This is a genomic window from Ramlibacter sp. MMS24-I3-19, assembly GCF_050320135.1.
GTDB lineage: Bacteria > Pseudomonadota > Gammaproteobacteria > Burkholderiales > Burkholderiaceae_C > Ramlibacter.
In genome coordinates this window covers 2,285,665-2,297,391 of record NZ_CP190017.1, presented here as the reverse complement: position 1 = coordinate 2,297,391, position 11,727 = coordinate 2,285,665, and the positions used below count along the sequence as shown (strand labels likewise).

Genomic DNA, 11,727 nt, shown 5'->3' with positions numbered 1-11,727 from the left:
TGGCTGTCCGCCTCCAGCGATTCAACCCAGCAATCGGGCCAGCGTCAGCAGCGCCAGCAGCACCATCCACAGCACCACCGTGCGCCACACAAGGCCCACGATGCTGCGCAGATGGGCGGGTTCGGCGTCACGGCCGGGCGTGCTCTCGGTGTCGACCTCCGTCGTCGGGCCGACGGATGCGGCGCTGAAGGTCTGGGAGCCGTTCGGCGAGAACGCGGACGACCGCAGCGCCTCGCCGCCCAGCCGCACGTTCACCGCGCCCGAGGTGGCCGCGAGGATCACGCCGTCGTTGTCGTTCGGGAAACGCTGCGCATGGTGGCGCCAGCAGTCGATCGCCTCCTCGAAGCTGCCGACGATCGCGAACGACAGCGCGGTGATGCGCGCCGGCAGCCAGTCGATGACGGCCCAGGCGCGCGTGGCGACCGATTGCGCGGCCTCGCTCACCGGCTGGGTCTGCCCGCGGTAGCGCCAGTAGCGCGTGACGAACTCGCCCATGCGGTACAGCACCGCGCCGGCGGGGCCGAAGCCGAACGCGGCCAGCACCGAGAACCAGGCCAGCACGCCGAACACGTGTCGGTGCGCCGCGAGCACCGAATACTCGATCACGTGGCGCACGATCTCGCGCCGCGGCAGCATCGCCGCGTCGACCTGCTGCCACTCGGCCAGCAGCTCGCGCGCACGGTCCTCGTCGCCGGCGTCCAGCGCATCGCGGATCGCGGTGAAGTGGTGGCTGAACTGGCGGAAGCCCAGCGTGGCGTACAGCACCATCACGCTCCACACCACCGCCGCGGGCCAGCCGACCCACAGCAGCAGCGCCCAATGGATGGCCATGGCAACCAGCGCGGGCACCACTGCGGCCAGACCCCATGCGATCCAGCCGTGCTGCGGCTTGCCGGCATCGCAGTTGCGGATCGACCAGCGCACCCAGCGGCGCAGCGCGGCATGGACCGGGTTGTGGCGCGCCAGCGGCCGCACCTGCTCGATCAGCAGGGCGAACAGGATGGCGAAAAAGGACATGGGCCGATGATACGGGGGCGGCCCTCGCCCCTTCGGCCGAGGCGCGCGCACGAGCGTGCCCAAGCCACAACAGGCCGCGCGCCAACCGGCGCCGACGGGCGGCGGCGCCGCACGGCCATGCGATGATTTCGCGGGGACTGGCAACTGCCAGCACGAGGACACCAAAGAATGAAGAAGAACAGGATGGCTTGGGGAAGCCGTCGCCTGGGGCTTGCGCTGGCCCTCGCGACCACGCTGTGGGCAGGCGCCGCTGGTGCACAACAGTTGTACAAGTGCGGCGGCAGCTACCAGGACCGGCCCTGCGCGGACCAGGAGCTCCAGAAGCGCTACGCGGCCGGCCGCTTCGACGTCGACCAGGTCAACCCCGACACGGACAAGGACTGCGCCCGCCTCGTCGGCGACGTCATGCCGTACTGGATGCGGATGCACAAGGGCGAGAGCCTGGAGGCGCTGCGCGCCGAGTACGACGCCAGGCCGGTGCCGCGCGAAGACAAGAGCGCGATGCGCGACCTGCTGCTCGCGCTCAAGAGCGTGGAAGGCACGCCGACGCAGGCGCGCAGCCAGCTCGAGACCCAGTGCATGACGTACAAGAAGCGCAAGGGCGTGCCGACCGAGCGCGAGCTCGAGACGGCGCGCGCAGGTGGCTCGAGCGACGGCAGCGTCGGCGCCCCGTCCGCACGCGAACTCGCTGCGCGCCGTCGCGCGGAGATCGCTGCCGACCGCGCCGCGCGCGCCGCCCACAGGAGCTGGCCATGAAGTCCGCCTACCAGGTGCTCGGCCTTCCGGCCAACGCGGCGCCCGAGGAGATCGAGGCCGCCTTCGCGCAAGTGCAGGCGCACTACACGCGCGAGAAGCTGGCGCGTGAGGACGGTGCCATCGACCAGCTGGAACAGGCGCGCATCGCCCACCAGGTGCTGCGGAATCCGGACACCCGCGCTGCGCACGATCGCAAGCTGGCCGCGGCCAGGGCAGCGGCGCCGCGCCGCGTGGTGATCGAGGTGGCAGAGCCGGAACCGTCTCCGTTCGCGCGGTTCTTCCGGGCCGGCATCGCGGTCGTCGTGCTGCTGTTCTTGGCGGGTGGCCTGCTGTCCTGGCGAAATGCAGACCTGCGTGCCCAGGCTGCCGCAGCCGAGAAGGCAGCCGCCGAGATCCACGCGCGGGAGGAGAAGGAGCGCCTGGAGTTGCAGGCGCGCGAGGACGAGCGCCGTCGGCAGGAAGCTGCGCGTGCAGACGCCGCCGAGCGCCGCCTGCGCTACGAGAGCCAGTCCATCGCCGCCGACCAGAACTGGCGCAACGCGCGCTCCGAGGAGTACGCCGCCCAGCAGCGGCGGCAGGAAGCGATGTCGCGTGAATCGGCGCGCGCGGCCGAGGAACGCCGCCTGCAGTACGAGGCCCAGCGCCGCGTGGCCGAGGACCAGCGCCGCGTCCGCGAGCTGTGCTGGCAGAACTACGGCCGGCCCAACTGCTGACGGCTCAGGCCGCGAGGAAGCGGTACAGGTTGCGCAGCATCGCGGCCGTCGCGCCCCAGATGAAGCGCTCGGTCGAGCCGTCCATGTAGGGCATGGAGAGCCACTCACGCCTCACGCCGTCGAACTCCAGCGCGTGATGGCGGTGGTAGGCCGGCGTCATGAGGAACTGCAGCGGAACCTCGAAGGCGTCGGCCACCTCGTGCGCATTCAGCGAGAGACGCGCGGCCGGATCGACGAAGCCGATCACCGGCGTGATGACGAAGCGCGTGCCCGTCGTGAAGGAAGGCAGCTGTCCCACCACCTCGACGAAGCGGCGCTCCAGCCCGATCTCCTCGTGCGCTTCGCGCAGCGCCGTGTCGACCGCGTCGATGTCGGTGTCGTCGCGCTTGCCGCCCGGGAACGCGATCTGGCCCGAGTGCGTGGACAGGTGCGTGGTGCGCTCGGTGAGCAGCACCGTGGGCTGCTCGCGCAGCACGATGGGCACGAGCACCGAGGCCACCGCGACCTGGCGATCGGTGAAGCGGGGCTCGATGCGGGATTCGGGCTCCCACAACGGCGGCGCCAGGAAGCGGGCACGGATCGCCTGCGGCGCCAGTTGCTCCGGGGCGATGGGAGGCAGGTGCGAATCGATCGCCGCCACGGGCATCGTGCGGGCGTCGAAATGGGGCAGCTTCGAGAGCGGCACCAGGTCGGGCGATTCGGGGGCGGGAGCGCTGGACATGCTGTGAATGAAAAACCGCCGCGAGCCTGTCGGCTGGCGGCGGCTTCGCGGGGGCGCGAGGCTTACTCGGCCGTCGCGCGCGTGCCGTGGGCCAGCTTTTCCTTGATGCGGGCCGACTTGCCGCTGCGGTCGCGCAGGTAGTACAGCTTGGCGCGGCGGACGTCGCCGCGGCGCTTGACCTCGATGCCGGCGATCAGCGGGCTGTAGGTCTGGAAGGTGCGCTCCACGCCTTCGCCGCTGGAGATCTTGCGCACGGTGAAGCCGCTGTTCAGGCCGCGGTTGCGCTTGGCGATGACGACGCCTTCGTAGGCCTGCACGCGCTTGCGGTTGCCTTCGACGACGTTGACGCTGACGATCACCGTGTCGCCGGGGGCGAAGTCGGGGATCTTCTTGCCCAGGCGGGCGATTTCCTCTTGCTCGAGGGTCTGGATCAGGTTCATGGTGGTTTCCGGGTGATCGTGTCCGCGCTGGTTGATGGAGAGCGGCCTCCTGGGAGGGCGCCGGAAAAACGTGGTCACGTTTTTCCTTGGAGTGCGGGCCGGACAGAGGATCGGGAAGCCGGAGATTATAGCCCGGCGAGGAAGCGCTCGTCCTGGGCGCTCAGCCGGCCTGCTGCGCGAGCCGCTGCCAGCAGGTCCGGCCTCAGGCGAGCGGTCGCCTCCAGCCGCCGCTCGCGCCGCCAGCGCTCGATCTGCGCGTGGTGCCCCGACAGCAGCTCGGCCGGCACCCGCCGGCCCTGCCATTCCTCCGGCCGCGTGTAGTGGGGGCAGTCCAGCAGGCCGTCGATGGCGGGATTGAAGCTGTCTTCCTCGTGGCTGCCGGTGTCGTTCAGCACGCCGGGCTGCAGGCGCGCCACCGCGTCGAGCAGCGCCATCGCGGCCACCTCGCCGCCTGAGAGCACGAAGTCGCCCAGGCTCAGCTGGACGTCGACGTGCGCATCGATGAAGCGCTGGTCGATCCCTTCGTAGCGGCCGCACAGCAGGATCGCGCCTTCGCTGGCAGACCAGTGCTCCACGCCCGCATGGTCGAGGCGCGGGCCGGTCGGTGCGAAGAGGACGACCGGCGCCGTGTCGGCGCGCTCGGCGCGGATCGCATGCAGGCAGCGCGCCAGCGGCTCGGCCAGCATCACCATGCCGGGGCCGCCGCCGAACGGCCGGTCGTCCACGCGGCGGTAGTTGCCCTCCGCGTGATCGCGCAGGTTCCACAGGCGCACGTCGACCTGCTTGGTCTCGTACGCACGCCGCGTCACGCCGCTGGAGAGGAACGGCGCGAACAGTTCGGGAAACAGCGTGATGACGTCGAAGCGCACGGCGGCGAGCCCTCAGTAGTCGGGCTGCCAGTCGACGGTGATGCGCTTGCCCGCCACATCGACCGCATCGACGTAGGCGGCCACGAACGGGATCATGCGCTCGGCCGGTTTCCCGGCTTCCTCGTAGCCGAGGACCAGCACGGTCTGCGGGCCGGTGGCCATCAGGTCCTTGACCTCGCCCAGCACGACGCCTTCGCGATTGACCACCTGCAGGCCGATCAGGTCGACCCAGTAGTACTCGTCGTCGCCCGCGGTCGGAAAACTCGAACGCGCCACGAACACGCGCGCGCCCTTCAGGGCCTCGGCGTCATCGCGGCCTTCGACATCGTGCGCCGTGGCGACGATGCTGTCGGAGTGCTCTTTCGCCTCGCGGATGCGCAGCAGCACCGTGCCGGTGAAGGCAGGCTTGGCCGCCCTCTCGGACGGCTGCAGGAACCAGCGTTTGGAAGAAAAAAGCGCTTCCGGGGAAGCGCTGTGGGGCAGGACCTTGAACCAGCCCTTGACGCCCCACGCATCGTGGATGCGTGCGACTTCGATGGCGTCGGCCGGCAGGTCGGCCGGCTCGAGGTTCACTGCGGTCAGGCCGCGGCGGCAGGCGCCTTGGCGGCGGCCTGCTTCAGCAGGCGCTCGACCGTCGGCGACGCCGTGGCACCGACACCGCGCCAGTAGGTCAGGCGGTCCTGGGCAACGCGGATGCTTTCCTCGTTGTCCTTGGCGATCGGGTTGTAGAAACCCAGGCGCTCGATGAAGCGGCCATCGCGGCGCACGCGCTTGTCGGCAACGACGATGTTGAAGAAGGGACGGCTCTTGGAGCCGCCGCGGGAGAGTCGAATCACGACCATGATTTATCCTTCGGGTGGTCCGAGTCGCCAAAGACAGCGACTGCGCGACAGTCTTCCAGCGTTGAGACACGCGACATGGCCACCCGGCCAGCGACACGCTGGAAAGCCCACGATTATAGCCAAAGCTCCCAGATGCCCACGATCCGCCCCAGCACGGACGCCGACCTGCCCGCCATCACCGCCATCTACGGCCACCACGTGCTGCATGGCACCGGTACCTTCGAGACCACGCCGCCCACCGAAGCCGAGATGGCCGCGCGCCGGGCCGACGTGCTGGCCAAGGGCCTGCCCTGGCTCGTGATCGAGGACGGCGGCCGCGTCGCGGGCTATGCGTACTGCCAGTGGTTCAAGCCGCGGCCCGCCTACCGCTTTTCCGCCGAGGATTCGATCTACCTGCATCCCGAGGCGGCCGGCAAGGGACTAGGCCGGCAACTGCTGTCCGCGCTCATCGACAAGGCCGAGGCAGCCGGCGTGCGAAAGCTGATCGCCGTGATCGGCGATTCGGCCAACGCGGGCTCCATCGGCGTGCACCGCGCGCTCGGCTTCAAGCAGGTGGGCACCATCGCCTCGTGCGGCTGGAAGTTCGGCCGCTGGCTCGACATCGTGCTGATGGACCGCGTCGTCGGCGCCGGGGACGGCAGCTCGCCCGAGGCATGAAGAGCAAGACCGTGGCCGCGTGGCTGGCCTTCGCGGGCGGCCCGTTCGGCCTGCACCGCTTCTACCTGCATGGCTGGACCGACTGGCTGGGGTGGCTTCTGCCGGTGCCCACGCTGGTTGGCGCCTACGGCGTGCTGCGCATGGTGTCGCTCGGACAGGACGACGGACTCAGCTGGGTGCTCACGCCCATCCTCGGCTTCACCTTCGCCGGCTGCTGCCTGACGGCCATCGTCTACGGCCTGGCCAAGCCGCACGAGTGGAATGCGCGCTTCAACCCGTCGGCGCCGCCCGAGTCGCCGGCAGGCGTCACCACCTGGGCCACCATCTGGGCCATCGTGCTCGCGCTGATGTTCGGCGCGACCGTGCTGATGACCAGCATCGCGCTGAGCTTCCAGGGGTACTTCGAGAACCAGGTCGAAGCCGGGCGCCAGATCTCGCAGTGAGCGCATGCAGCCATGCGCACCCGGCATTTCGTCCGCCGGCCGCGTTGCGCTAAGGTGGCTCTTCCATTCAGCCGCAGGAGCATCGCCATGGACGCCCGCCAGGCCGTCACTTCCGAGATCACCATCCGCGCCGCCGAACCGGCCGATGCCGCCGGCATCTCCGCCTTCATGGGCCGCGTCGGCACCGTCGAAGGCACGCTGCAGGTGCCCGACATGCCGGTCGCCTCGCGCCTGGAGTTCCTGCAACGCGTCGAGCCGCGCGAGTGCAGGCTGGTGGCCGTGGCCGGTGACGAGGTGGTGGGCAGCGCGGGGCTGCACATTGCGGGCCTCAGCCTGCGTCGTGCGCACGTGCGCGGACTGGGCATCGCCATCGCGCCCGAGTGGCAGGGCCGCGGCATCGGCCGCCGCATGATCGCGCGCCTGCTGGACTGGGCCGACAACTGGGGCGGCGTTCTGCGTATCGAGCTGCACGTGCATGCCGACAACCCGCGTGCCAAGCAGCTCTACGAGAGCATGGGCTTCGTCGACGAAGGCTGCCACAAGGGCTATGCCCTCAAGGGCGGCGAGTATGTGGACAGCTTCTCGATGGCGCGGCTGCATCCGCGCCCGCCCGCGATCGCGCGTTAGCTTGTCATTCCCGCGAAGGCGGGCATCAGAAGATCTGCAGGCTGACCCAGTACCCGATCGCGGCGACGAAGGCCGAGGCCGGGATGGTGAAGATCCACGCCCACACGATGTTGCCAGCCACGCCCCAGCGCACGGCGCTTGCGCGCTGCGTGGAACCGACGCCGACGATGGCGCCGGTGATCGTGTGGGTGGTCGACACGGGGATTCCCAGCGCCGTGGCGAGGAACAGCGTCAGCGCGCCGCCGGACTCGGCGCAGAAGCCGCCCACGGGCTTGAGCTTGGTGATCTTCTGGCCCATGGTCCTGACGATGCGCCAGCCGCCGAACATCGTGCCCGCGCCGATGGCGACGTAGCAGGCGGCGATCACCCAGGTCGGCGGCGACTTCGAGTCCGCGGCCACGTGGCCGCTGGCGATCAGCAGCAGCCAGATGATGCCGATGGTCTTCTGCGCGTCGTTGCCGCCGTGGCCGAGGCTGTAGGCGCCGGCCGAGAGCAGCTGCAGCCGGCGGAACCAGCGGTCGATGCGCGCCGGCGTGGCGCGGCGGAAGATGTGCGACACCAGCACCATCATCAGCGAACCGAGCAGGAACCCGAGCAGCGGCGAGACGAAGATGAACAGCACCGTCTTCCAGATGCCGGCCGCGATCAGCGCCTGCGCGCCGGTCTTGGCGATGACGGCCCCGACGATGCCGCCGATCAGCGCATGCGACGAGCTGCTGGGGATGCCGTACCACCAGGTGACCAGGTTCCAGGCCGTCGCGCCCGCGAGCGCCCCGAACACGATGTGCGTGTCGACGATCCCCGGTTCGACGATGCCCTTGCCGATCGTCGCCGCCACGCTCAGGTGGAAGATGAAGATCGCGACGATGTTGAAGAACGCCGCAAACAGCACCGCGGTGGTGGGCTTCAGCACCCCCGTGGACACGACCGTGGCGATGGAGTTCGCCGCGTCGTGGAAGCCGTTCATGAAGTCGAATGCCAGGGCGAGCGCCACCAGCAGGATCACCACCCACAGGGCGGTCTGTGCCGCTTCCATTTAGGAGTGCTCGAGGATGATGCCTTCGATGACGTTGGCCACGTCCTCGCATTTGTCGGTGATGCGCTCCAGCAGCTCGTAGATGGCCTTGAGCTTGATCACCTCGCGCACGTCGGGCTCGTCGCGGAACAGCCGGCTCATGGCCGCGCGCATCACGCGGTCGGCGTCCGATTCGAGGCGGTCGATCTCCTCGCAGGTCTTGAGCGCGGCCTCGGCGGTGGCTGCATCGGCCAGGTCGCCGATCATGGACACCGCTTCCTTCACCCGCTCGCAGCAGCGCACCGACACGTCGGTGAGGCGCGTGATCTCCTCGTTGACCTTGCGCACGTCGTACAGCGCCATGGTCTCGGACGAGTCCTGCAGGAGGTCCGCCACGTCGTCCATGGTGTTGATCAGCGTGTGGATCTGGTCGCGGTCGATCGGCGTGATGAAGGTCTTGTGGATCAGCCGGTTGACGTCGTGCGTCACGCGGTCGGCGGCTCGCTCGGCCTCGTCCACCTGGCGCATGTACTGCTCGCGCAGCTGCGGGTCGGAGTAGTTCGCCACCAGCTTGGCGAAGGCCTGCGCGGCCTCGACGATGCGGGCCGCATGCTGGTTGAACATCTCGAAGAAGTTGCCTTCGCGCGGCAGCAGCTTGCCGAAAAGCATCCGGAGGCCTTTTGGTGGGTGTGGGGACGGCGCGCAGTGTAACCGCGCCCCCGGGCAGACTCAGCCGCGGAACATGAAGTACGCCGCGCCCACCATGCACAGCGCGGCCCACAGGTAATCCAGCTTCAGCGGCTGGTTCAGGTAAAGCACGGCGAACGGCACGAACACCGACAGCGTGATCACCTCCTGCATGATCTTCAGCTGCGCCACCGACAATCCGGCCCGCTCGAACCCGATGCGGTTGGCCGGCACCTGCAGCAGGTACTCGGCCAGGGCGATCGTCCAGCTCACCAGCGCGGCGATCCACCACGGACGGTCGGCCAGGTTCTTCAGGTGGCCGTACCAGGCCATCGTCATGAACAGGTTGGAGCACACCAGCAGCACGATGGTCTGGAGCGAGAACGGAATGGCGGAGAGAATCGGCATGGGGGTCGGATTATCGAGTGAAGCTGCGGGCCAGCCCGAGCTGCTGCACGTCGACGCCTGGTGCGTGGTGGCGCTGAAGCCTGCGGATCTGCTGAGCGTGCCGGGGCGCGGGCAGGACAAGCAGGACTGCCTGGCGACACGCGTGCAGTCCCTGTACCCCGATGCGTTGGTCGTGCATCGGCTCGACATGGCGACCTCCGGCCTGTGGCTGATGGCCCGCGGGCTTGCCATGCAGCGCCGGCTGGCGCGCGCCTTCGAACAGCGGGAGGTGCACAAGCGCTATGAAGCGGTGGTGGCGGGCACGCCTTCGGAGACGCACGGCGAGATCGCCCTGCCGCTCGGCGCCGACTGGCCGAATCGTCCGCGCCAGCAGGTGGACCCGGTGCACGGCAAGCCCAGCCTCACGCGCTGGCAGGTGCTGGGACCGGGACCGCGGCCCGGCACGACGCGCCTTGCGCTGGAGCCCGTCACAGGACGGTCGCACCAGCTGCGCGTGCACCTGTTGGCGATCGGCCATCCCATCGTCGGCGATGCGCTCTACGCACCGCCCGACATCGCTGCCGCGGCACCGCGCCTGTGGCTTCACGCGTGCGACTTGCGCCTCGCGCACCCCGCGACTGGAGAGCCCATGCACTGGGCCAGCGCCGCGCCTTTCTAGGCGCGATCGACGCTTACCATCGCCGCATGGCAAGCACCTCCCACCTCACGATCCTCACCGGCGCCTCGCGCGGCATGGGCCTCGCCATGGCCGAGCAACTGCTCGATGCCGGCCACGAGTTGCTGTGCATCTCGCGCAAGACCAACGACGCGCTGACGGCCCGTGCACAGGCCCGGGGCCTGCGCCTCGAACAGTGGCCGCAGGACCTCGCGCGCCCCGACGCCGCCGCGGCCAAGCTGGAGACCTGGCTCGCCGCGCATGGCGAAGGCGACCTCGCCGGCGTCACGCTGATCAACAACGCGGGCGTGATCCCCACCATCGCGCCGGTCGGCGACATCGCGGCGGCCGACCTGTCGCAGGCGCTGCGCGTGGGCCTGGAAGCGCCGATGCTGCTCACGGGCGCGTTCCTGCGTGCGACAGTCGCGTGGAAGTGCCAGCGCAAGGTGCTGAACATCTCCTCGGGACTGGGCCGGCGCGCGATGGCGTCGCAGGCGGCCTACTGCGCGGCCAAGGCGGGCATGGACCACTTCACCCGCTGCGTCGCCCTGGAGGAGGAGCAGCGCGGCCGGCACGGCGCGAAGGTGTGCTCGCTGGCGCCCGGCGTGATCGACACCGACATGCAGGTGCAGTTGCGCAGCGCGGATCCCGACCGCTTTCCGGATGTCGGCAACTTCCAGGGCATGAAGTCCCGGGGCATGCTCACCTCGCCGGCCGAGGCCGCCGCACGCGTGCTGGCGTTCCTGGCGCGCGAGGATTTCGGCGCGAACGCCGTCGCCGACGTGCGCGGCTGACGTCTCTCAGTCGCCCTGGAACCCGCCGGCCCGGTAGGTCAGCACCAGGGTGTCGCGGTGCCCGCCGGCCGCGGTCGGCTGGATCGGCGTGGTCTCGTGGATCACGCGCGCGTCGTCCAGCAGCAGCAGGCTCCAGGGCTCGGTGAGCGTGAAGCGCTGGCCGGCGGGGCCGTCGGCCTCGAACACGCGCGTCTCGCCGCCCTTGATGCCCTCCCGCCCGACCAGGAAGACGGCCACCACGTCGACGCCGTCGCGGTGCGCGCCCTCCGGCGTGGGGCGGCCGATACCATCGGTGGTGTCGATGCGGAACTGGTGCGCCTCGATGAACCAGGGCTGCCCGCCCTTCAGCTGCGAACTCACGCGGCCCAGCGCCAGCAGGAGTTGCCGCCATGCGGGCGCGCTCGCCACGTCCGTTCGCATCGGCTCGAACCAGCGCTGCATGCCGCCGTGCAAGGCGTTGTATTCCACCGGCTGCCAGTGCGCGCGGTGCGGCGCCTGCTGCAGCCCCTCGCCTTCCACGACGAAGCACGAATGCCGGCGCCGGCGGTAGCGGCCGCCGTCCTTCAGGTAGGTGTCGGGCGGCAGGTCGTTCCAGGAGGGAACGAGCGCCTGCAGGTCGGCGACCTCGCATCCCGCGAGGGCCGCGACGCCCTGGGGACTCACCACGGCATAGCCGCGCGAGCGCAGCAGCGCGGGAGCCTCGCCGGCGGCGCAGTACGGAGGGGAGAACAGCATGCCGCGAGCTTACCGCCGCGTTGGAGGCCCTGCGGCTGGCGCGGCCCCGATGCTCAGTCGGTCACCGTCACGCCCTTCCAGAACGCGACGCGGCCTCGCACCATCTCGGCTTCGGGCTTGGGGTCCGCGTAGTACCAGACGGCATCGGGATTCAGCTCGCCGTCGACCAGCAGCGAGTAGTAGCTGGCCTGTCCCTTCCACGCGCAGGTGGTCTTGTGGTTGGAGAAGCTCACGTAGCGTCGGTCCAGCGCGCTCTCGGGGAAATAGTGGTTGCCCTCCACCACCACCGTGTCGTCGCTCTGCGCGATCACCCTGCCGTTCCAGGTCGCCTTCATGCCTTGCTCCGTT

18 protein-coding genes are annotated in these 11,727 nt (G+C 69.7%); 7 read left to right on the top strand and 11 right to left on the bottom strand.

Going from position 1 to position 11,727, the window contains the following annotated elements:
- Positions 1 to 21: 21 nt before the first annotated feature.
- The gene (locus tag ACPWT1_RS11545) at positions 22 to 1,017 is read right to left on the bottom strand and encodes a CobD/CbiB family protein (protein ID WP_427911329.1); all 996 of its coding nucleotides are present in this window, start codon (positions 1,015 to 1,017) and stop codon (positions 22 to 24) included.
- A 183-nt stretch (positions 1,018 to 1,200) separates the two neighbouring features.
- Here ACPWT1_RS11545 and ACPWT1_RS11540 point away from each other — a divergent pair, with 183 nt between their 5' ends.
- Together ACPWT1_RS11540 and ACPWT1_RS11535 are read left to right on the top strand one after the other, a co-directional pair.
- Complete coding sequence (locus ACPWT1_RS11540; RefSeq protein WP_427911328.1) at positions 1,201 to 1,773, top strand: hypothetical protein; 573 nt, start codon at positions 1,201 to 1,203, stop codon at positions 1,771 to 1,773.
- Entirely contained in the window at positions 1,770 to 2,486 is a 717-nt protein-coding gene (locus ACPWT1_RS11535; protein ID WP_427911327.1) for a hypothetical protein, read from the top strand. The genes ACPWT1_RS11540 and ACPWT1_RS11535 overlap by 4 nt, the downstream gene beginning before the upstream one ends.
- Positions 2,487 to 2,490: 4 nt before the next feature.
- Here ACPWT1_RS11535 and ACPWT1_RS11530 read toward each other — a convergent pair whose 3' ends face one another.
- The 5 genes from ACPWT1_RS11530 to rpsP form a co-directional block, all read right to left on the bottom strand.
- Entirely contained in the window at positions 2,491 to 3,207 is a 717-nt protein-coding gene (locus ACPWT1_RS11530; RefSeq protein ID WP_427911326.1) for a CoA pyrophosphatase, read from the bottom strand.
- A 62-nt stretch (positions 3,208 to 3,269) separates the two neighbouring features.
- Positions 3,270 to 3,647, bottom strand: a complete 378-nt coding sequence (gene rplS, locus ACPWT1_RS11525) for a 50S ribosomal protein L19 (RefSeq protein ID WP_427911325.1) — start codon at positions 3,645 to 3,647, stop codon at positions 3,270 to 3,272.
- Between the two features lie 125 nt (positions 3,648 to 3,772).
- On the bottom strand, positions 3,773 to 4,516 hold the full coding sequence (gene trmD, locus ACPWT1_RS11520) for a tRNA (guanosine(37)-N1)-methyltransferase TrmD (protein ID WP_427911324.1): 744 nt from the start codon (positions 4,514 to 4,516) through the stop codon (positions 3,773 to 3,775).
- A 12-nt stretch (positions 4,517 to 4,528) separates the two neighbouring features.
- Positions 4,529 to 5,098, bottom strand: a complete 570-nt coding sequence (gene rimM, locus ACPWT1_RS11515) for a ribosome maturation factor RimM (protein ID WP_427915546.1) — start codon at positions 5,096 to 5,098, stop codon at positions 4,529 to 4,531.
- Positions 5,095 to 5,358 carry a 30S ribosomal protein S16 gene (gene rpsP / locus ACPWT1_RS11510; RefSeq protein WP_427915545.1) on the bottom strand — a complete coding sequence of 88 codons (264 nt, stop codon included), beginning with the start codon at positions 5,356 to 5,358 and terminating at the stop codon, positions 5,095 to 5,097. The genes rimM and rpsP overlap by 4 nt, the downstream gene beginning before the upstream one ends.
- A gap of 132 nt (positions 5,359 to 5,490) precedes the next feature.
- Between rpsP and ACPWT1_RS11505 the strand changes: the two genes are divergently transcribed.
- The 3 genes from ACPWT1_RS11505 to ACPWT1_RS11495 all read left to right on the top strand — a co-directional run bounded on the left by ACPWT1_RS11505 (position 5,491) and on the right by ACPWT1_RS11495 (position 7,085).
- Positions 5,491 to 6,015 carry an N-acetyltransferase family protein gene (locus ACPWT1_RS11505; RefSeq protein WP_427915497.1) on the top strand — a complete coding sequence of 175 codons (525 nt, stop codon included), beginning with the start codon at positions 5,491 to 5,493 and terminating at the stop codon, positions 6,013 to 6,015.
- Positions 6,012 to 6,458, top strand: a complete 447-nt coding sequence (locus ACPWT1_RS11500; RefSeq protein ID WP_427915496.1) for a TM2 domain-containing protein — start codon at positions 6,012 to 6,014, stop codon at positions 6,456 to 6,458. Before ACPWT1_RS11505 ends, ACPWT1_RS11500 begins: the two co-directional genes overlap by 4 nt.
- A gap of 87 nt (positions 6,459 to 6,545) precedes the next feature.
- A complete protein-coding gene (locus ACPWT1_RS11495) occupies positions 6,546 to 7,085 on the top strand; it encodes a GNAT family N-acetyltransferase (protein ID WP_427915495.1) in 540 nt (179 codons plus the stop codon).
- Between the two features lie 25 nt (positions 7,086 to 7,110).
- Here the strand turns inward: ACPWT1_RS11495 and ACPWT1_RS11490 are convergent, their stop codons facing one another.
- From ACPWT1_RS11490 to ACPWT1_RS11480, 3 genes are read right to left on the bottom strand one after another with little or no spacing between them, the layout of a single operon-like run.
- Complete coding sequence (locus tag ACPWT1_RS11490) at positions 7,111 to 8,121, bottom strand: inorganic phosphate transporter (protein ID WP_427915494.1); 1,011 nt, start codon at positions 8,119 to 8,121, stop codon at positions 7,111 to 7,113.
- Positions 8,122 to 8,769 (bottom strand): DUF47 domain-containing protein, encoded by a 648-nt coding sequence (locus ACPWT1_RS11485; protein WP_427915493.1) that lies wholly within the window; start codon positions 8,767 to 8,769, stop codon positions 8,122 to 8,124.
- 60 nt (positions 8,770 to 8,829) lie between these two features.
- Entirely contained in the window at positions 8,830 to 9,195 is a 366-nt protein-coding gene (locus ACPWT1_RS11480) for a DMT family protein (RefSeq protein ID WP_427915492.1), read from the bottom strand.
- Here ACPWT1_RS11480 and ACPWT1_RS11475 point away from each other — a divergent pair.
- Both ACPWT1_RS11475 and ACPWT1_RS11470 read left to right on the top strand, forming a co-directional pair.
- A complete protein-coding gene (locus tag ACPWT1_RS11475; protein WP_427915491.1) occupies positions 9,176 to 9,853 on the top strand; it encodes an RluA family pseudouridine synthase in 678 nt (225 codons plus the stop codon). The two genes, ACPWT1_RS11480 and ACPWT1_RS11475, sit on opposite strands and share 20 nt — an antisense overlap.
- Before the next feature lie 26 nt (positions 9,854 to 9,879).
- Positions 9,880 to 10,644 carry an SDR family NAD(P)-dependent oxidoreductase gene (locus tag ACPWT1_RS11470; RefSeq protein ID WP_427915490.1) on the top strand — a complete coding sequence of 255 codons (765 nt, stop codon included), beginning with the start codon at positions 9,880 to 9,882 and terminating at the stop codon, positions 10,642 to 10,644.
- 6 nt (positions 10,645 to 10,650) lie between these two features.
- Here ACPWT1_RS11470 and ACPWT1_RS11465 read toward each other — a convergent pair whose 3' ends face one another.
- A complete protein-coding gene (locus tag ACPWT1_RS11465) occupies positions 10,651 to 11,379 on the bottom strand; it encodes a 2OG-Fe dioxygenase family protein (RefSeq protein ID WP_427915489.1) in 729 nt (242 codons plus the stop codon).
- Positions 11,380 to 11,432: 53 nt separating this feature from the next.
- Positions 11,433 to 11,714, bottom strand: coding sequence for a DUF427 domain-containing protein (locus ACPWT1_RS11460; protein WP_427915488.1), 282 nt, complete (start codon positions 11,712 to 11,714; stop codon positions 11,433 to 11,435).
- Positions 11,715 to 11,727 lie beyond the last annotated feature (13 nt).